Genomic DNA, 18,977 nt, shown 5'->3' with positions numbered 1-18,977 from the left:
CCAGTGCGCCTTAACCCACACAAATCGCGAAGGGACCCATTTTTTGCATGCCTGCCAACCGCTTCGCAGAAACGCATCGTTTCTGCGCGCAGGGCAGACGGCCGCGCGGCATCGACAGACGCCGGCGTGCCTACCCGAACCCCGGCCTGTCGCCCTGATTGTCCAGAAACTCGGCCACCGTGTCCTGACCGTTCAGGATGCCGGACAACCGGGCGTACATCCACGCGGCCAACACCTCGTTCATGCGGGCCTGATACCCAGTCCCCATGGATTTGAAGAACCGCACCACGTTCTCTTCGACCAACAGTGTCACGCGGGTCTTCTTTCCTGCATAGCGTGTGTTCGCGATCTCGGCCCAGGCCGGGGGCACACGACGGCTGTGCCAGATCGTGTCATGCAGGTCCCATTCCAACTGCTCCATGATCGTCTTCATGTAGCCGTAATATTCTGTCTGCTTGCGGGTCATTTTCGCCATGCCGGGCCTCCTGTTTCTCCCGCCCATCCTGCCCGGCAAAGGTTAACGCGGCCCGACTCCGGCGTGCGCATGGTTTGTGCAGGCGTGGTGCATGGTTTGTGCAGGACCGTTTCAGACAAAAAAAGCCCGGGCAAAAGCCCGGGCCAAGTCCAACAGGGAGGTGCATATCATAACCCGGATATGCGCGGGATAGGTGTAATCTTAACTTGTATACTTTACTATACATTGATCCAGATCAGGCTGCATCACAAGTATTTACGCAACCAGCCGATACCCGCCGGATTCCGTCACAAGAAGGCGCGCGTTCGACGGATCGGGTTCGATCTTCTGGCGCAGGCGATAGATATGCGTCTCCAGCGTGTGGGTCGTGACCCCGGCATTGTACCCCCACACCTCGTGCAGCAGCACGTCGCGCGCCACCACCCCATCGGCCGAACGATAGAGATATTTCAATATGTTGGTCTCTTTCTCGGTCAGGCGGATCTTGCGGTCATCCTCGGTGATCAGCATCTTCATCGCCGGCTTGAACGTGTATGGCCCAAGCTGGAACACCGCGTCCTCGGATTGCTCGTGCTGGCGCAGCTGTGCGCGGATTCGTGCCAACAGCACCGGAAACTTGAACGGTTTGGTCACATAGTCATTTGCCCCGGCATCCAGCCCAAGGATCGTGTCGGCGTCGCTGTCATGCCCGGTCAGCATCAGAATCGGCGCCTTGACGCCCTGCTTGCGCATCAGCCGGCACAATTCGCGCCCGTCGGTATCCGGCAACCCGACATCCAGGATCACCAGGTCATACAGCGCCTCCTTGGCCTTCTGCATCGCCTCGGTCCCGTTGCCCGCTTCGAAGACATCGAAATCCTCGGTCATCACCAATTGCTCGCTCAGCGCCTCGCGCAGATCCTCGTCGTCATCCACCAGCAGTATTTTCTTGAGCTGCGCCATGGTTACGGCCTCCTTGTCTGTCACCAGCCTGTCACATGAGCGCGACCCGCCGCCGCGACAAGAAATGCTGCAATCCTCTCACGTGGACGTGTACCTGCCGCGGCATATGTTTCAAATTGGTCACGAAGGGACTAAGGAAATAGAAAAAGGACACCGCATGCGCTTTGCCCCCACCCCGCCCGAACTGCTGTCGCGCGCCCGCGCTGATCTGCGCATGGGCGTGCCGGTCGTGCTGACGGATGGGGCGCGCGGCGCGCTGGTGCTGGCCGCCGAAACGGTGACAAAGGACCGGCTGGCCGGTCTGGCCGCCATGGCGGGCCAGCCGGTTCTGGCCATCACCGCGCGCCGGGCCGGCACTCTCAAGGCGCGTGCCTATGACGGCGATCTGGCCCGCATCGCCCTGCCCCGCGATGCCACGCTTGATTGGGTGCTGGCGGTGGCCGACCCGGCCGATGATCTTGCGATGCCGATGAAGGGGCCTTTCACCACCCTGCGCGACGGGGCTGCCGACCTGCACCGCCTCGCCCTCGACGTGACGAAAACCGCCCGCCTGCTGCCGGCCGCGCTTGTGCTGGACCTGCCCGATGCGTCTGCCTTTGCCGCCAACAACGGACTGACCGCCCTGCCCGCACCGCTGGTCACCCCGCTTCTGGCGCAGTCGCCACAGCCCAACCCGGTGGTCAGCGCCCGCCTGCCCGTCGAGGCATCCGAGGCCGGTCGCCTGCACATTTTCCGCCCCGGTGACGGCAGCGAAGAGCATTATGCCTTTGAAATCGGCCACCCGCCCCGCGACACGCCCGTTCTGGCGCGGCTGCATTCCGCCTGCTTTACCGGCGATGTGCTGGGCAGCCTGAAATGCGATTGCGGCCCGCAACTGCGCGGCGCGCTGGCGCAGATGGGGCAGGCCGGGGCGGGCGTGCTGCTGTACCTCAATCAAGAAGGGCGCGGCATCGGCCTTGCCAACAAGATGCGCGCCTACTCGCTTCAGGATCAGGGCTTTGACACGGTCGAGGCCAACCACCGCCTGGGGTTCGAGGATGACGAACGTGACTTTCGCCTGGGCGCGGAGATCCTCACCTCGATGGGATTCGGCGCGATCCGCCTGCTGACCAACAACCCGCGCAAGATCGCGATGATGCAGAAACACGGGCTGACCGTGACCGAGCGCGTGCCGCTGATCCTGGGCGAAACCGCCCACAACCGTGCCTATCTGGCCACCAAGGCCGCAAAATCGGGGCATTTACTGTAACAGGGAGGATGACGATGAAAGGCAGATGCTACTGCGGCGAGGTGCAGTACGAAGTCACCGGAAAGCCGGTGATGAAGGCGCAATGCCATTGCCGCGAATGCCAGTACCTCAGCGGCGGCGGGCCGAATTTCTTCATGGCGGTGCCGAATGACGGGTTCAGGATCACCAAAGGCACACCAAGAACCTTCACCCGCTCGGATATCCCCGACGCCCGCACCCGGCAGTTCTGCGGCACCTGCGGCACGCATCTGACGACGCTGCTGCCCTCGCGCCCTGTCACGATCGTCAAGATCGGGACACTGGATGATCCCGCCACCGACTACGGGGGGCCAAGCCTGGCGATCTTCATGAAGGACACGCAGCCCTTTCACATGGTGGCCGACGGCCTGCCCTGTTTCCAAGATCTGCCGCCGCGCGCATGAAACCTGCCGATCTTGTCCTCACCCCCACCCATCTGCGGTTTCTCGGGCGGCGATTCCCCTGCACCATCGGGCGTGGCGGGGTGACCGACGCCAAGGCCGAGGGCGACGGGGCAACCCCGCGCGGCACCCATCGCATCGTGGGGCTGCTGTATCGTCCCGACCGGATGGCGCGGCCCGCCGACTGGGCGGTGCCGATCCGGCCCGGCGATCTGTGGTCGGATGACACGGGGCACGAGGATTACAACCTCATGGTCCGCGCGCCCTATCCCCACAGTCACGAAACCCTGCGCCGGGCCGATCCGCTGTATGACCTGATCCTGATCACCGACTGGAACTGGCCCAGCGCCGTGCGCGGGCGCGGCTCGGCCATCTTCATCCACCAATGGCGCAGGCCGGGTTTCCCGACCGAGGGCTGCATCGCCTTTCGCCGCGATCACCTGCTGTGGATCGCGCGGCATATCCGGTATGAAACCCGGCTGATCGTGCCCTGATCACCCCTCGGGCGCGGCTCGCTCGCCGAATATCGCGCTGCCCACCCGAACATGGGTGGCCCCCAGGGCTATGGCGCTTTCGAAATCGCTGCTCATGCCCATCGACAACCCGTCCAGCCCGTTGCGCACGGCGATCTTGGCCAGCAGCGCGAAATGCAGCGACGGCTCCTCGTCCAACGGCGGGATGCACATCAGCCCGCGCACCGGCAGGTCCATGCCCTGACATTCGGCCACGAACGCATCCGCATCGGCGGGCAGAACGCCCGCCTTTTGCGGCTCTTCGCCGGTGTTGACCTGGATGAACAGATCGGGGCACTGCCCCTCTTCCTGCGCCAGCCGGGCCAATGTTTTCGCCAGTTTGGGGCGGTCGACCGAATGGATGGCCTGGAACAGTCCAAGGGCCTGCCGCGCCTTGTTGGTCTGCAAGGGTCCGATCAGATGCAGGTCGATCCCGTCGAACCTTTCGCGGAAACCGGGCCATTTGCCCGCCGCCTCCTGCACCTTGTTTTCGCCGAAACACCTGTGCCCCTGCTCCAGAACGGCCTCGACCCGCGCCAGCGGCTGCACCTTGCTGACCGCGATCAGCGTCACGCTGCCGGGGTCGCGCCCGGCCTTGGCCTCGGCCTTGCCGATGCGCTCGCGAATATCGTTCAGACCCATGGTCGTGCCTCCTGCCTGTTCGGCGCCAAGAAACACCTGAATGCGCAAAAAGAAAAGGGCAGGTCAAGCGACCTGCCCTTTCCGGATAAAATCTTCGGTTCCGATCAGAACTTGAAGAATGCACCCAGCGAAACGATCGTGTCGTCAGCCGCAGCTGCGCTGGTGCCGTTTTCTGCAGCTGTCACGCCGCCTTCCAGCGACACGCCACCGCCCAGATCATAGGACGCGCCCAGACCAAAGCTTTCGCCGATGTCGTTGTCTTCCGACGCAACGAACGCGTATGCCGACAGGCCAGTGCCAAAGTCATATTTGCCTTTGATCGACAACTTGTCGGCTTCAACGCCACCAACTTCAGTCTTTGCATAAGCAATTGCTGCGTCGATCTGGCCGACCTTGCCGCCACCGCTGACGAACAGGGTTTCGTCACCGTTGTCCCAGTCTTCGTAAGCCAAGGCAACCTTGTAGCCCGAGAAGGTGTAGTTCGCGCCGATACCCATCGACTTGGTCGCCGGGGTGCCGCCATCGGTGCTGTGCAGGTGAACGCCAAAGCCGTTCATGCTGTACAGGATTTCAACGCCTTCTTGTGCACCGGCACCGCCCGAGCTGTAAGCAGTCCAACGACCACCGTTCGACGAGGTTGAGGCTGCCACCGAGTAGAAGCCGTTGCCTTCCAGGCCAACCCCAGCCGAAGCGGTCGGCAGGTACAGGTTGGGAGCAGCTTCGACAGCACCGATGATGTTACCCATCGCCAGCGTGAAGCCGTTGGTGGTCATGTAGAAGCGTGCGCCGTTACCGCCGGTGCCCGCACCGTTCTCTTCAGCCTGAAAGCGCTGGCGAACGCCAAACACAATGCCGCTGTCGGTTTCTGCAGTCGCGTCAAACTGCAGACGCAGACGGCTTGCAGTTTCAAATTCATCGGCGTTGTCGCTGTAAACGGCGCCAAAACGGCCATAGCCGCTGATCGAAACGTCGGCGGCTGCCAGGCCTGCGGTGGCAACCAGCGCGGTCGTTGCGAGAATGATGTTTTTCATCGTTGTTCCCTCGGTTTTTCAGTCATGCGCCCCAAAACGGGGAATCCGATTTGGGTATGCCGTAGTCTCTCGCTCTTTTGGGGGTGTGTTGGCAAGCACGGCTGACCGGCCCCGATCCATTGCCGCGCAGAATGGTGCAGGTTTGCCACAGTCCGCTTTTCGCCCCGATCCTTGGCCGCGCCACGCTTTCCCGCGCGGGAACTAACCCCTTGCCCGCGCCCTGTGGCTTGGGTAGGACGGGTTTACAGTTTTTCAGGGGGCACTTCGCACCATGACCGATACGCGCGCGATCAGATTCACCTATGCCCGGGGCGCCATCGCAGGGCTGGCGATTGCCTCGCTGGCTGCCTGTGGCGGGTTTGGCGGCAGCCTGGGCGGGGGGTCGGGCAGCGGTCTGGGCGGAGGCCCGGGCACCGAAGCGCAGGATGACGGACCTTTCGCACTCGACAGCGCGGGCATGCCCACTTACGGGCCGAATGCAATGGGCCAAGGCAGCAACATCTGGGACATTTTCCGCAGCTCCGACCCCGATGTCGAAGTGTCGGTGAACCGCTACCTGTGGAACGCCTCTCTCGATGTGCTCAGCTTCATGCCGGTGCAGTCGGTCGATCCGTTTTCGGGCGTGATCGTCTTTGGATATGGCACGCCCCCCGGCGGCGGCAGCAGCTATCGCGCGACCGTGCACATCAAGGATCCGGCGCTGGACGCACGCAGCCTGGCGGTGGCGCTGCAAACCCGCGGCGGGCGCGCCGTGGCCGCCGGCACCCGCACCGCGGTCGAGGATGCAATCCTGGCCCGCGCCCGCGAACTGCGCATCGCCGACGCACGGTTCTGATCCGGGCGGCGCGCCAGGGCGCGCGGCAGCATCATTCGCCGATCTGCCCCGGCTTGCAGGCCGCCAGACGATTGATCCAGTCCATCTGGCGCGGCAGGCAGATCGTCGACAGATCGTAATTGCTGCGCACAAAGTCGCGCGCCGCCCCGCCATAGGCCGCGCGCCGCTCGGGATCGTCCAGCAGCGCGCTGACCTGCGCGACCAGCGCATCGCCATCAAAGAAATCCACCAGATCGCCGGTCTTGCCCGGTGTGATCGCCTCGTGCAGCGGGCCGGTATCGCTGGCGACAATCGCCGCGCCCACGCTCATCGCCTCGAACAGCGACCACGACAGCACGAACGGATAGGTCAGGTAGACATGCACCCGGCTGACCTGCAGCAGGCTCAGGAACTGGTCATAGGGGATGCGCCCCAGGAAATGCACCCGGCTCCAGTTGGGCGTCGAGATCTTGCCGCGCACCTCGTCGATGAAAATCTGCTTCCACGTCTGCCCCTTGGGCGGGCTGGAGCCATAGCTGACCTCGTCGCCGCCGACGATCAGCACCTGCGCGTTCGGCCGCTCCTTCAGCAGCTGCGGCAAGGCCCGCATGAAGATGTGATAGCCCCGGTAAGGCTCGAGGTTGCGGTTGACGAAGGTGATCACCTCGTCGTTGCGCGTCACCTTCGACCCGTCGGGCAGTTCCAGCACCGCATCCGCATTGGGCACCACCTGATCGGTATGGATGCCGTCGTGGATCACGCTGATCTTTTCGCGATAGGGGCTGGGAAAGGTGTTGGCCTGAAACTCGGTCGGGCTGATTCCCATGTCGCCGACCGGCAGATGCACCAGATTGTTCAGGTTCTTCAACCGGATCCGCAGCAGCCCGGCGTCGGGATCGCCCTTTTCGAACTCGGGATCGAAATTCAGATGCGGCCATGTCGCGCGGTGATACAGCTCCTGGTACAGGCCGATCCGCGCCGACGGCCAGACATCGCGCAGGAACATCGATTCGCCCCAGCCCGGATGCGCCACGATGATATCGGGGGTGAACCCCTGCTCGCGCAACTGCCGCGCGGCGGCAAAGCATGCCTCGGCCCGGACCACCTTGGTCTCGAAATCCACGACCCACGGATGCACGTTCTGTCCCGATCCGCGCTTTACCGCATAGGGGATCACCCGCACCCCGTTCCAAGTCGTCGCCTCCTTCACCCGCAGGGTCAGCGCGATGCACCGATGGCCCGCCTTGGCCAGCGCGGGGGCCAGATGCTTGTACTGCCCCGGAAAATTCTGGTGAATGAAAAGAATATCCATACTCAAATCCGTCCTGACTGCCCAAATCCCGGTTCCCTTATACATGCACGAACCGCCCTGCCCAGAGCCGCATTTTTCACTGGCCCCTCTGGACCATGGGCGATCCGCGCCCTATCACCGCGCAAAGCCAGTTTTCAAAGGGACACCGCCCATGTCGCGCTATTCCGCCGCCGAAATCGAACCGAAATGGCAGCAGGCCTGGGAACAGGCGGGCGTGTTCACCGCGCGCCGCTCGGACGACAAGCCGAAATACTACGTGCTGGAAATGTTCCCCTACCCCTCGGGGCGCATCCACATCGGCCATGTGCGCAACTACACGATGGGCGACGTGATCGCGCGCTACAAGATCGCCACCGGGCATAATGTCCTGCACCCGATGGGCTTTGACGCCTTTGGCATGCCCGCCGAGAACGCGGCGATGGCCAGCGGCGGCCACCCCAAGGACTGGACCTATGCCAACATCGACACGATGGTGGGCCAGATGAAGCCGCTGGGCTTTGGTCTGGACTGGTCGCGCATGTTCGCCACCTGCGATCCCGAATACTATGGCCAGCAGCAGGCGCTGTTTCTGGATTTCCTTGAAAAAGGGCTGGTCTACCGCAAGGAGGCGGTGGTCAACTGGGATCCGGTCGACATGACCGTTCTGGCCAATGAGCAGGTCATCGACGGCAAGGGCTGGCGCTCGGGCGCCGAGGTCGAGCGGCGCGAGCTGACGCAGTGGTTCTTCCGGATCTCCGACTATTCCGACGAATTGCTGACCGCGCTGGACGGGCTGGACAACTGGCCCGCCAAGGTCAAGCTGATGCAGGCCAACTGGATCGGCAAATCCCGCGGGCTGCAATTCGCCTTTGGGCTGACGGAAGCCGCGCAGGGCTTTGACCGGGTCGAGGTGTACACCACCCGCCCCGACACATTGATGGGCGCGTCCTTCATCGGCATCTCGCCCGATCACCCGCTGGCCCGCGCGCTGGAGCGTGAGCGCGAGGACGTGGCCGCGTTCTGCGCCGAGGCCCGCAAGGGCGGCACCACCGCCGAGGCCATCGAAAAGGCCGAAAAGCTGGGATTCGACACCGGCCTGACCTGTCGCCACCCCTTTGACACCTCATGGGAATTGCCGGTCTACATCGCCAATTTCATCCTGATGGATTACGGCACCGGCGCCATCTTCGGCTGCCCCGGACATGACCAGCGGGACCATGATTTCGCCCGCAAATATGACCTGCCGATCATCGACACCTTCCTGCCGGTCGAGGGTGATCACAACATTCAGGCCGAGCCCTTCGTGCCCGCCAAGACCGACACGGTGCGCTACACCCGCGCCGTGGCCGGCGACGAGGTGCAGACCGGCGACGCCGCAATCGACGCCACGATCGATTTCTGCGAAACCAACGGCGTGGGCCAGGGCGTGACCAAGTTCCGGCTGCGCGACTGGGGCCTGTCGCGCCAACGCTACTGGGGCTGCCCGATTCCCGTGGTGCATTGCGACACCTGCGGCGTCGTCCCCGAGGCCAAGGAAAACCTGCCGATCCAGCTGCCCTATGACGAGGGTGGCAAGCCGATCGACTTTTCCATCCCCGGCAACCCGCTCGACCGCCACCCCACATGGCGCGACTGCGCCTGCCCCAAATGCGGCGCAGCGGCAAGGCGCGAAACCGACACGATGGACACATTCGTGGATTCGTCGTGGTATTTCGCCCGCTTCACCGCCCCGCACGCCCACACGCCCACCGACATGGCCGAGGCGTCCTACTGGATGAACGTCGATCAATACATCGGCGGGATCGAACACGCGATTCTGCACCTGCTCTATTCGCGCTTCTTCGCCCGCGCGATGCACATCTGCGGCCACCTGCCGGAATCCGCGAGAGAGCCGTTCGACGCCCTGTTCACCCAAGGCATGGTCACGCACGCAATCTATCAGACCCGCGACGCCAAGGGCCGCCCGGTCTATCACTACCCCGAGGCGGTCAGCTTGCGCGACGGCAAGGGCTATCTGGAGGACGGCACAGAGGTCGAGATCATCCCCTCGGCCAAGATGTCGAAATCCAAGAACAACGTCGTGGACCCGGTGCAGATCATCGGCCAGTACGGTGCCGACACCGCGCGCTGGTTCGTCCTGTCCGACAGCCCGCCCGAGCGTGATGTGGAATGGACCGCCGCCGGGGCCGAGGCATCGGCACGCCATCTCGCCCGCGTCCACCGCATCGTGGCCGAGATCGCGGCCAGCGACACGCCCGCCAATGACGCCGATACCGACCTGCTGCGCGAGATGCACAAGACCATCCATGACGTGACCGGCGGGGTGGACAGCTTTGGCTTCAACGCCGCCATCGCCCGGCTTTACGCCTTTACCAACAGCTTGGGCAAATCCGCCGCCGGGACGGGCGCAAGGAAACAGGCCGCCGCCACGCTGGCGCAACTGATGGCCCCCATGACCCCCCATCTGGCCGAGGAGCTGTGGCACATGCTCGGCCACGACGGCCTGATCGCGCAGGCGCAATGGCCGCAGGCCGACCCCGAGATGATGGTGGATGACACCATCACCCTGCCGATCCAGGTCAACGGCAAACGGCGCGGCGAAATCCAGGTGCCCAAGGACATGGACAAGGCCGAGGTTGAAAAGATCGCGCTGGCAACCGATGCTGTGCAGCGCGCCCTTGACGGCGCACAGCCGAAAAAGGTCATCGTGGTGCCGGGACGGATCGTCAATGTCGTGGTCTAGACGCAGCCTCCTGCTGGGCGCTCTGGCCACCGGGGCCTGCGGGTTCACCCCCGCCTTCGGCCCGAACGGGGCCGCCTCGCGCCTGCAGGGCCGCGTGCAGGTGGCCGAGCCGGACACCCGCGACGGCTTTCTGCTGACCCGACGGATCGAGGATCGCCTTGGCCGCGCCGCCACGCCCCGCTACCTGCTGGACACCGACATGTCGGTGACGCAGGAACGCATGGCGGTGACGCAGGACAACATCACCACCCGGTTCAACCTGATCGGGCGGCTGGGCTATCGCCTGCGCGACGCTGACACCAGCGAAGTCCTCACCGAGGGCCGCATCGACAGCTTTACCGGCTATTCCGCCACCGGATCGACCGTCGCCACCCGCGCGGCCGAGCGTGACGCCCGCGCGCGCCTTGCCACCATCCTGGCCGACCAGCTTGTCACCCGCCTGATCGCCACCGCCCCCGACCTGCCATGAAACTTTCAGGCCGCGACGCCAACCGCTATTTCGCCAAACCCGAGGGCAACCGCGCCGGGCTGCTGATATTCGGGGCCGATGCGATGCGCGTGGCCCTGAAACGGCAAGAGGTGATCGCCGCCCTGATCGGCCCCGAGGGCGAGGCCGAGATGCGCCTGACCCGCATCGCCGCCGCCGACCTGCGCAAGGACCCGGCGCTGCTGTTGGACGCGGTCAAGGCGCAGGGCTTCTTTCCCGGCCCGCGCGTCGCCTTTGTCGAGGATGCGACCGACGGGCTGGCCGATGTGATCGCCACCGCATTGGCCGACTGGCAACAGGGCGATGCGCAACTGATCGTCACCGCAGGTGGGCTGACCGCGAAATCGAAACTGCGCGCGGCGTTCGAGAAACACCCCAATGCCTATGCCGCAGGCATCTACGACAACCCGCCCACCCGCGACGAGATCGAATCCGACCTTGCCCGCGCGGGCCTGCGAGATTTTGACGGCCATGCCATGACAGACCTGACCGCGCTGGCGCAGGATCTCGACCCCGGCGATTTCCGCCAGACGCTGGAGAAACTGGCGCTCTACAAGCTGGGCGATGCCACGCCCGTCACCTCGGACGACATCGCCGCCTGCGCGCCCGCCTCGTCCGAGGCCGGGATCGACGACATGCTGAACATCGTGGCCGAGGGCCGCACGCAGGAAATCGGCCCGGTCATGTCGCGGCTGGATGCGCAGGGCGTGGCGCCGGTAACGCTCTGCATCATGGGCACGCGCCATTTCCGCACGCTGTTCACCGCTGCCAGCGATCCGGGCGGCGCGGCACAGGGCATCGCCCGGATGCGCCCGCCCATCTTCGGCCCCCGCCGCGACCGGATGCTGCGACAGGCCCAGGACTGGGGCGCGCCCAAGCTGGAAACCGCGCTGACCATCCTGACCGACACCGACCTGTCGCTGCGCTCGGCCGGTCAGACGGCGCCACAGATGGCCGTGGTCGAACGCGCGCTGATCCGACTGGCAATGCTGGGCCGCAGGTAGGGCTGCGCAGGGTGGGGGCCTTCGGCCCTCAGTCCGCGCGGGGGTCCGGGGCGACCGTCCGCATTTGCCTCCAAGCCGGCCCTTGCCCCGCGCGCCCCATCCGACCACAGACACCCCACAGCCGGACCGGAGCACACCTTGACCCTGACACAGCTTTTCGGCCTGATCGCCCTTGTCTTTGCCGCCGTCACGCTGGTGGTCATCGGCGATACGGCGGGCAAGCTGATGACCTCCGGCGGCGTCGATCCGTTCCTTGTGGCATGGTCGCGCTTTGCACTGGCGGCACTTGTGCTGCTGCCGTTCAGCGGGCTGACCCGCGCCGAGCTGCCCCACCTTCTGGACCGGCGCGTGCTGATCCGGGGGCTGTTCATCGCCTGCGGCATCTCGGCCATCCTGACCGCCCTGAAAACCGAACCCATCGCCAATGTCTTTGGCGCATTCTTCATCGGGCCGGTGGTGTCCTATGTGCTGGCGATCCTGTTTCTGGGCGAACGCCCCTCGCCCCTGCGCAGCGGTCTGCTGGCGCTGGGATTCGCCGGCGTGATGCTGGTGGTCAAGCCGGGGTTCGGCGCGACGCCGGGCCTCGGCTTTGCCCTGCTGGCGGGCTGCTTCTATGGCGCCTATCTGGTGATGACCCGCGTGGTGGCAGGCGCATTCCGCCCGCGATTCCTGCTGATCTCGCAACTGCTGATCGGCTCTGTCGCGCTGGCCCCGCTGGCAGCCATGGCCGAGTTGCCAGACATCGACCTGCGGCTGTCGGGGCTGGTGCTGATCAGCGCGCTGGGATCGGCCCTTGGCAATTTCTGCCTCGTGCTGGCCAACCGCCGGGCCGAGGCCAGCCTGATCGCACCGCTGGTCTACAGCCAGTTGATTTCCGCCACGGTGCTGGGCGTCGTCGTGTTCGGCGACTGGCCCGACGCGCTGTCGCTGACCGGGCTGACGCTGATCGCGGCCTCGGGAATCGGGTCACTGGTCGCCAACCGCACGGCCCCGGTTCTGCGATAGCGGCCACCAACGCCATGCGCATGGGATGTGCATGGTTTGTGCAGGCCGATCACATCGCGTTTCTGCTAGGCCACGGCGGCGCGGATCGCGGCGATATTCTCGCCATAGGGCGCGGGATTGGCGACCGATCCGCCCTTGAACACCGCTGATCCTGCCACCAGAACATCCGCCCCGGCCGCCACCATCAAAGGTGCCGTGGCAGGCGTGACACCACCGTCGATCTCGATATGGATGGGCCGGTCACCGATCATCTGGCGCAGGCGGCGGACCTTGGCGCTGAGGTCGATAAAGGCTTGCCCGCCGAAGCCGGGGTTGACCGTCATGACGCAGACAAGGTCAACCATATCAAGCAGATAGGCAATATCCTCGACCCCCGTTCCGGGATTCAGCGCCAGACCGGCCTTGCACCCGGCCCCGCGGATTGCCTGCAAGGTGCGGTGGATATGCGGCCCGGCCTCAAGATGCGCGGTCAGGATGTCGGCCCCCGCCTCGGCGAACGCCTCGATATAGGGATCGACCGGCGCGATCATCAGGTGCACATCCATCACCGTCTTGACATGCGGGCGGATCGCCTTGCATGTCGCAGGACCAAAGGTGATGTTGGGCACGAAATGCCCGTCCATCACATCGACATGGATCCAATCCGCGCCCTGCGCCTCAACCGCTTGAATTTCCTGACCAAAATTGGCGAAATCGGCAGACAGGATCGACGGCGCGATCTTGACGGAACGGTCGAATGTCATCTTGGGCTCTCCGGCTGGCAGGGGTCGCCCTGTCCTACATCGCCCCCCGCGCCCCCGCAAGCATCCCGATCTGCGGAAGCAAATTCCGAAAATATGGACAGCGCCGCGCGCATATGCCAGTTTTCCAGAAAAAACAGGGAGGAGTCGACCCGTGAGGCGCAACAGCACCCACGCGCAACCCCAGTGGGGTGGGCGCATATGACCAATCGTTTGCACATGCAGGTCTGGCCCGCAGGCGTGCCCGAATCCGTCGAATGGCCGGCTGGCACCGTCTATGACAATCTGGCGAAAACCGTTGCAGACCATGGGGATAGACCCGCCCTCATCTACCACGGTGCCACGCTGAGCTATGCGCAGATGGACGCGCAGGTGCAGGCGCTGGCGGGATTCATGCAGCACGAACTGGGCGTGGCCAAGGGCGACCGAGTGCTGCTGTACATGCAAAACAGCCCGCAATTCGTGCTGGGCTATTACGCCATCCTGCGCGCCGATGCGGTGGTCGTGCCCGTCAACCCGATGAACCGCCATGCCGAGCTGGAGCATCTGGCCCAGGACACCGGCGCAACCGTTGCGCTGGCAGGCCAGGAACTGCTGCCCTTCATCGCGCCCGTGGTGGAACAGGGGCTGATTTCCCACGTCATCGCAGCCACTTATGCCGATTACGCCGCGCCCGACCGCGACATACCCCTGCCCGGCGAACTTGATACGATGGATGCGAAGGACGCCACTGGCCCCGGCGTGATCCGCTGGGCCGACGCGCTGGAGCGCGCCACGCCGCCGCGCCCGCACAGGGCCACGCGCGATGATCTGGCGGTGATCCCATACAGCTCGGGCACCACGGGTCAGCCCAAGGGCTGCATGCACAACCATTTCACCGTGAACGTCACCGCATGGGGTGGCGTGGCCTGGAACCCGTCGGATGAAACCGATGTCAGCCTGGCCGTGCTGCCGCTGTTTCATGTGACCGGCATGCAGGCCTGCATGAACGGGCCGGTGATCGCAGGCGGGGCCATCGTGCTGATGACCCGCTGGAACCGTGATGTGGCGGCGACGCTGATCGCGCGGCATCGGGTGACGCGCTGGCGCTCGATCTCGACCATGGCGATCGACATGGTCAATTCGCCCAACGCCGACAGTTATGACCTGTCCAGTCTGACCGCCATCGGCGGCGGCGGCGCGGCGATGCCACAGGCGATTGCACGCAAGCTGCACGATCTGACCGGGCTGGACTACGTCGAAGGCTACGGCCTGTCCGAGACGATGGCCGCCAGCCATATCAACCCGGTCACCGGCCCGCGCCGTCAATGCCTGGGCATCCCGGTGTTCGACGTGGACAGCCGCGTGGTGCATCCCGACAGCTTGCAGGAACTGCCGCAAGGCGAGGTGGGCGAGATCGTCACGCACGGCCCGCAGGTGTTTCTGGGCTATTGGCAACGCCCCGAGGAAACGGCCAAATCGTTTTTCGAGATGGACGGCAAGCCGTTCTTTCGCACCGGCGATCTGGGGTATATCGACCCGCAGGGGTACTTCTACATGGTTGACCGGGTGAAGCGGATGATCAATGCCAGCGGATTCAAGGTCTGGCCCGCCGAGGTCGAGGCGCTGATGCACCACCACCCCGACATTGCCGAGGTCTGCATCATCGGCACCCGCGATCCGCGCCGGGGCGAAACGGTCAAGGCCGTTGTGGTGCCGCAGGAAAAGGCGCGCGCCCATCTGACGGCCGACGACATCATCGGCTGGTGCCGCGCGGAAATGGCGGCCTACAAATGCCCGACCGTCGTGGAATTCACCGATGCCTTGCCAAAATCGGGCAGTGGCAAGGTGTTGTGGCGCGAACTGGCGGAACGCGAGGCGCAAAAGGCAGGTGCGGCTTGACCATCGGTCAACGCCTGCGTAGGGGCGTACAGTCCGAGAAAACGGGAAGACGATTGTGAGAAAGCGGATACAGGATGTGGTGGACAAGCCCGAGGGCGACAATGGCGACCGCCAGTTCGTCACGGCGCTGCACCGCGGCCTTGACCTGCTGCGCGCCTTCACGCCAGAGGACCGGATGGGCCTGGGCAATCGCGAACTGGCCGCACGCACGGGTCTGCCCAATTCGACCGTGTCTCGGCTGACCTATACGCTGCTGAAGCTGGGCTACCTGATCTACGACGATGCCACCGGACGCTACCGTATGGGTGTGCCCGTGCTGGGTCTGGGCTATGCCTGCCTTGGCGGGATCAAGCTGCGCGAAGCGGCACAGCCGCTGATGCAGCAACTGGCGGATGACTGCGGCGATGGCGTGCTGGTGGCGCTGGGGGGGCGTGACGACCTGACCATGACCTATATCGGCGCGGCGCGGGCGGCGCGGGGCATGATCTCGTTGCAGCTGAACGTGGGCTCGCGCATATCGCTGGGGCGTTCCGCGATGGGGCGGGCCTATCTGGCAGTCGCCAAACCCGACGAACGCGCCGATCTGATGCATCGGCTGTCGCTGCGCGCGGGGCCGGACCGCTGGCCCCAGATGCGCGCCGGGATCGAAGAGGCCGCCGCCCAGATCCGCGAGCGGGGTTTTTACGTGAACATCGGCCATTGGCAATCGGACATCAATTCGATCGCTGTGCCCTTTGCCGCGCCGCAGGGCGACGGCCCGCCGATGGCGTTCAACCTTGGCGGACCGGCCTATGTCCTGTCGCCCGAGCGGCTGGAACAAGAGCTTGGGCCGAAGCTGCTGCACCTGGTCAACACGGTGAAACACATCCGCGAATGACCGGCGCTGACCCCGTCAGGGGATCAGCACCAGCTTGCCCACCGCCCCGCGTCCCAGCACGCGGGCCAGCACCTCGGCCGCGTCTTTCAGCGGATAGCGCCCTTCGATCAGCGGCTTGATCTGGCCCTTCTGATACCAACCCAGCAACTCGGCCATGTTGTCGGCATAGACCTGCGGCTCGAACCTTGTGAAATTGCCCCAGAACACGCCGACAACGCTGTATTCCTTGACCAGCGTCAGGTTGACCGGCAGCTTTGGGATCTCGCCGCTGGCAAAGCCGATGATCAGCAGCCGACCCCCACGCGCCATGGCGCGCGAACAGGCGTCGAAGGCCGCACCCCCCACCGAATCGTAGACCACGTCGGCCCCGCGCCCGTCGGTCAACGCCTTGATGTTGTCCTTCAGGTCATCATAGCCGATCGCGTGATCCGCGCCGTTCTCGGTGCAGATCGCGCGCTTTTCCTCGGTCGAGGCGACGGCGATCACCTTGGCCCCCATGATCTTGCCGATTTGGATCGCGGCGATGCCCGTGGCCCCCGCCGCGCCCAGAACCACCAGCGTTTCGCCCGCCTGCAATTGCGCGCGCTGCTTCAGCGCGTGATGCGAGGTGCCAAAGGCCACCAGCAGCGCGCAGACATCCGCCGCATCCATGTCAGCAATCGGAAACACCCGCGATTGCGGCGCGGCGACCATCTCGGCATAGCCGCCCAGCGTGCAGATCGTGGCCACCCGGTCGCCCGGTTTCACGCCGGTCACATCGGGGCCGACGGCATGGACCACGCCTGCCGCCTCCATCCCCGGAACAAAAGGCCGGTCCGGGCGGCTTTGGTACTTGCCCTGCACCAGCAGACCGTCGGGATAGTTCACGCCGGCCGCCTCGACCTTGATCACCACCTGATCGCCGGTGGCCTGCGGGTCGGGCATGTCGCCATAGTCCAGTTGATCCAGCGGGGCGAAGTCGCGGCAGATGATGGCTTTCATGGTGGTATCCCTTTCATGGTGCACGCACATTTTGCCGCAGCCTAGGGCAGGGCCGGGCGCGGCTCAACATCGGGCAATCCGGGCATCGGAATGACGCAACGGAATTTCGACAGGCGGAAACGGCCCCAGCGAAACAAAGCCGACACAAGGGAAAATCGGCTTGGCATTCGCGCAAGCGGCGCTAACCTGCGCGCAACGGGAGATAAGGGAGGAACCGCCATGAAAGGCATGATGCAGCACCGTCCGCTGTTGATCAGCAACATTCTGGAATACGCGGCCGAGGCGCATGCGACATGCGAAATCGTGTCCGTCCGCACCGAAGGCGACGTGCATCGCCAGACCTATCCGCAGACGCTCAAGCGGGTGTACCAACTTGCCAATGCGTTGCAGGAGCTTGGCGTCGGGCTGGGCGACCGGGTCGCGACGCTGGCGTGGAACGGCTACCGCCATTTTGAACTCTACTATGCGATCTCGGGTCAGGGGGCGATCTGCCACACGATCAACCCGCGCCTGTCGCAGGAACAGCTGATCTATATCGTCAACCATGCCGAGGATAAGGTGCTGTTTCTCGACACCACCTTCGTGCCGATCATCGAAGGGGTGCGCAGCGAACTGCCCGCCGACATGAAATTCGTCATCATGACCGACCGCGCGCACATGCCCGAAAACAGCTTTGGCGCGCTGTGTTACGAAGAGCTGTTGGAAGGCCAGCCCGAAACCTTTGACTGGCCCGAGTTCGACGAGGAAACAGCCGCCGCGCTGTGCTATACCTCGGGCACCACGGGCAACCCCAAGGGCGCGCTGTATTCGCACCGCTCGACCACGCTGCACGCGATGACTCTGGGCCTCATCATGGGCCAGTCCATCCCGGCCGAGGCCAAGGTGCTGCCGGTCGTGCCGCTGTTTCACGTCAACGCCTGGGGCATCCCCTATGCCTCGCCCCTGCTGGGCCATTCGCTGGTGATGCCGGGCGGCGCGCTGGACGGGCCCAGCCTGTTCAAGCTGATGGATACCGAAGGCGTGTTCTCGGCCTGGGGCGTGCCGACCGTCTGGATGGGCCTGCTGGCCGAAATCAAGGCGCAGGGGCGCAAGCCCAAGGGCTTCTCGGATGTCGTGGTGGGCGGCTCGGCCGCGCCGCGCAGGATGATCGAGACGTTCGAGGGCATGGACGTGCACGTCGGCCACGCCTGGGGCATGACGGAAATGAGCCCGATCGGCACCCATGGCAACATGCCCAAATGGGTCAAGGAACTGCCGTTCGACAAGATGATCGACCTCAAGGCGCAGCAGGGTCGCCGCGCCTTTGGCGTCGACCTGAAGATCATCGGCGACGACGGCATCCGCCAGCCGCATGACGGCAAGGCGGTGGGCGAGTTGTATGTGCGCGGCAATTCCATCGTGTCGGGCTATTTCAAGAATGACGAGGCATCGGCCAAGGCGATCGACGCCGACGGCTGGTTCGGCACCGGCGACATCGCGTCGATCGACACCAACGGCATCCTGAACATTCAGGACCGTGCCAAGGATCTGATCAAGTCGGGCGGCGAATGGATATCCTCGATCGATCTGGAAAACGCGGCCATGTCCCACCCCGGGGTCGCCAATTGCGCCGCCGTGGCCATGCCGCACCCCAAGTGGGATGAACGCCCGGTTCTGGTGGCCGTGGCCGCAAGCGAGGAAAAGCCCTCGCTGGACGAGCTGCACCAGCACATGCTGGAGCATTTCGCCAAGTGGCAGTTGCCCGATGACGTGATCTGGACCGACGCGCTGCCGCTGACGGCGACGGGCAAGGTGTCAAAGCTGACGCTGCGCCAGCAATTCGCCGATTACACCCTGCCCGACCTGCGCTGATGGGCCATACGGCAGGGCGCGTGCCCCGCGCCC

18 protein-coding genes are annotated in these 18,977 nt (G+C 64.7%); 11 read left to right on the top strand and 7 right to left on the bottom strand.

Translation table 11 applies throughout. From position 1 onward, the window contains the following. Positions 1–130 precede the first annotated feature (130 nt). Positions 131–475 (bottom strand): BrnA antitoxin family protein, encoded by a 345-nt coding sequence (locus ACFTOW_RS06170; protein ID WP_379914150.1) that lies wholly within the window; start codon positions 473–475, stop codon positions 131–133. Positions 476–730: 255 nt separating this feature from the next. After that, positions 731–1,417, bottom strand: a complete 687-nt coding sequence (locus tag ACFTOW_RS06165) for a response regulator transcription factor (RefSeq protein ID WP_379914154.1) — start codon at positions 1,415–1,417, stop codon at positions 731–733. Positions 1,418–1,574: 157 nt separating this feature from the next. Between ACFTOW_RS06165 and ribA the strand changes: the two genes are divergently transcribed. Genes ribA through ACFTOW_RS06150 form a run of 3 tightly spaced genes read left to right on the top strand, consistent with a single transcriptional unit; the run spans position 1,575 to position 3,579 of the window. After that, positions 1,575–2,666, top strand: coding sequence for a GTP cyclohydrolase II (ribA, locus tag ACFTOW_RS06160; RefSeq protein ID WP_379914148.1), 1,092 nt, complete (start codon positions 1,575–1,577; stop codon positions 2,664–2,666). Positions 2,667–2,680: 14 nt separating this feature from the next. Next, positions 2,681–3,088: a GFA family protein gene (locus ACFTOW_RS06155; RefSeq protein WP_379914146.1), complete on the top strand. Its 408-nt coding sequence runs from the start codon at positions 2,681–2,683 to the stop codon at positions 3,086–3,088. Next, positions 3,085–3,579, top strand: coding sequence for a L,D-transpeptidase family protein (locus ACFTOW_RS06150; RefSeq protein WP_379914144.1), 495 nt, complete (start codon positions 3,085–3,087; stop codon positions 3,577–3,579). Before ACFTOW_RS06155 ends, ACFTOW_RS06150 begins: the two co-directional genes overlap by 4 nt. Here the strand turns inward: ACFTOW_RS06150 and ACFTOW_RS06145 are convergent, their stop codons facing one another. Then, positions 3,580–4,239 carry a YggS family pyridoxal phosphate-dependent enzyme gene (locus ACFTOW_RS06145; RefSeq protein WP_379914142.1) on the bottom strand — a complete coding sequence of 220 codons (660 nt, stop codon included), beginning with the start codon at positions 4,237–4,239 and terminating at the stop codon, positions 3,580–3,582. A 104-nt stretch (positions 4,240–4,343) separates the two neighbouring features. Next, complete coding sequence (locus tag ACFTOW_RS06140; RefSeq protein WP_379914140.1) at positions 4,344–5,270, bottom strand: porin; 927 nt, start codon at positions 5,268–5,270, stop codon at positions 4,344–4,346. Positions 5,271–5,541: 271 nt separating this feature from the next. Here ACFTOW_RS06140 and ACFTOW_RS06135 point away from each other — a divergent pair, with 271 nt between their 5' ends. Continuing rightward, on the top strand, positions 5,542–6,105 hold the full coding sequence (locus ACFTOW_RS06135; RefSeq protein WP_379914138.1) for a DUF3576 domain-containing protein: 564 nt from the start codon (positions 5,542–5,544) through the stop codon (positions 6,103–6,105). Between the two features lie 31 nt (positions 6,106–6,136). Here the strand turns inward: ACFTOW_RS06135 and ACFTOW_RS06130 are convergent, their stop codons facing one another. Continuing rightward, positions 6,137–7,396: a glycosyltransferase gene (locus tag ACFTOW_RS06130; RefSeq protein ID WP_379914136.1), complete on the bottom strand. Its 1,260-nt coding sequence runs from the start codon at positions 7,394–7,396 to the stop codon at positions 6,137–6,139. A 151-nt stretch (positions 7,397–7,547) separates the two neighbouring features. Here ACFTOW_RS06130 and leuS point away from each other — a divergent pair, with 151 nt between their 5' ends. The 4 genes from leuS to ACFTOW_RS06110 all read left to right on the top strand — a co-directional run bounded on the left by leuS (position 7,548) and on the right by ACFTOW_RS06110 (position 12,614). Beyond that, a complete protein-coding gene (leuS, locus tag ACFTOW_RS06125) occupies positions 7,548–10,118 on the top strand; it encodes a leucine--tRNA ligase (RefSeq protein ID WP_379914134.1) in 2,571 nt (856 codons plus the stop codon). Next, the gene (gene lptE, locus ACFTOW_RS06120) at positions 10,105–10,587 is read left to right on the top strand and encodes an LPS assembly lipoprotein LptE (protein WP_379914132.1); all 483 of its coding nucleotides are present in this window, start codon (positions 10,105–10,107) and stop codon (positions 10,585–10,587) included. Before leuS ends, lptE begins: the two co-directional genes overlap by 14 nt. After that, a complete protein-coding gene (gene holA, locus ACFTOW_RS06115) occupies positions 10,584–11,609 on the top strand; it encodes a DNA polymerase III subunit delta (RefSeq protein ID WP_379914130.1) in 1,026 nt (341 codons plus the stop codon). The genes lptE and holA overlap by 4 nt, the downstream gene beginning before the upstream one ends. 138 nt (positions 11,610–11,747) lie before the next feature. Beyond that, complete coding sequence (locus ACFTOW_RS06110) at positions 11,748–12,614, top strand: DMT family transporter (protein WP_379914127.1); 867 nt, start codon at positions 11,748–11,750, stop codon at positions 12,612–12,614. 65 nt (positions 12,615–12,679) lie between these two features. Here the strand turns inward: ACFTOW_RS06110 and rpe are convergent, their stop codons facing one another. Beyond that, on the bottom strand, positions 12,680–13,357 hold the full coding sequence (gene rpe, locus ACFTOW_RS06105) for a ribulose-phosphate 3-epimerase (protein ID WP_379914125.1): 678 nt from the start codon (positions 13,355–13,357) through the stop codon (positions 12,680–12,682). Positions 13,358–13,555: 198 nt separating this feature from the next. On the opposite strand from rpe, the gene ACFTOW_RS06100 reads away from it, so the two are divergent. After that, on the top strand, positions 13,556–15,235 hold the full coding sequence (locus tag ACFTOW_RS06100) for a long-chain-fatty-acid--CoA ligase (protein WP_379914123.1): 1,680 nt from the start codon (positions 13,556–13,558) through the stop codon (positions 15,233–15,235). 55 nt (positions 15,236–15,290) lie between these two features. Further along, entirely contained in the window at positions 15,291–16,112 is an 822-nt protein-coding gene (locus tag ACFTOW_RS06095; RefSeq protein WP_379914121.1) for an IclR family transcriptional regulator, read from the top strand. A 15-nt stretch (positions 16,113–16,127) separates the two neighbouring features. Here ACFTOW_RS06095 and ACFTOW_RS06090 read toward each other — a convergent pair whose 3' ends face one another. Further along, on the bottom strand, positions 16,128–17,093 hold the full coding sequence (locus ACFTOW_RS06090) for an NADPH:quinone oxidoreductase family protein (protein WP_379914119.1): 966 nt from the start codon (positions 17,091–17,093) through the stop codon (positions 16,128–16,130). Positions 17,094–17,312: 219 nt separating this feature from the next. On the opposite strand from ACFTOW_RS06090, the gene ACFTOW_RS06085 reads away from it, so the two are divergent. Then, on the top strand, positions 17,313–18,944 hold the full coding sequence (locus ACFTOW_RS06085; RefSeq protein ID WP_379914117.1) for a long-chain-fatty-acid--CoA ligase: 1,632 nt from the start codon (positions 17,313–17,315) through the stop codon (positions 18,942–18,944). Positions 18,945–18,977 lie beyond the last annotated feature (33 nt).

Origin of the sequence: Lacimonas salitolerans, from assembly GCF_042677865.1 — a bacterium.
GTDB lineage: Bacteria > Pseudomonadota > Alphaproteobacteria > Rhodobacterales > Rhodobacteraceae > Lutimaribacter > Lutimaribacter salitolerans.
Note: the sequence above shows the minus strand (reverse complement) of the source record. Positions and strands in the feature narration are given on the sequence as shown.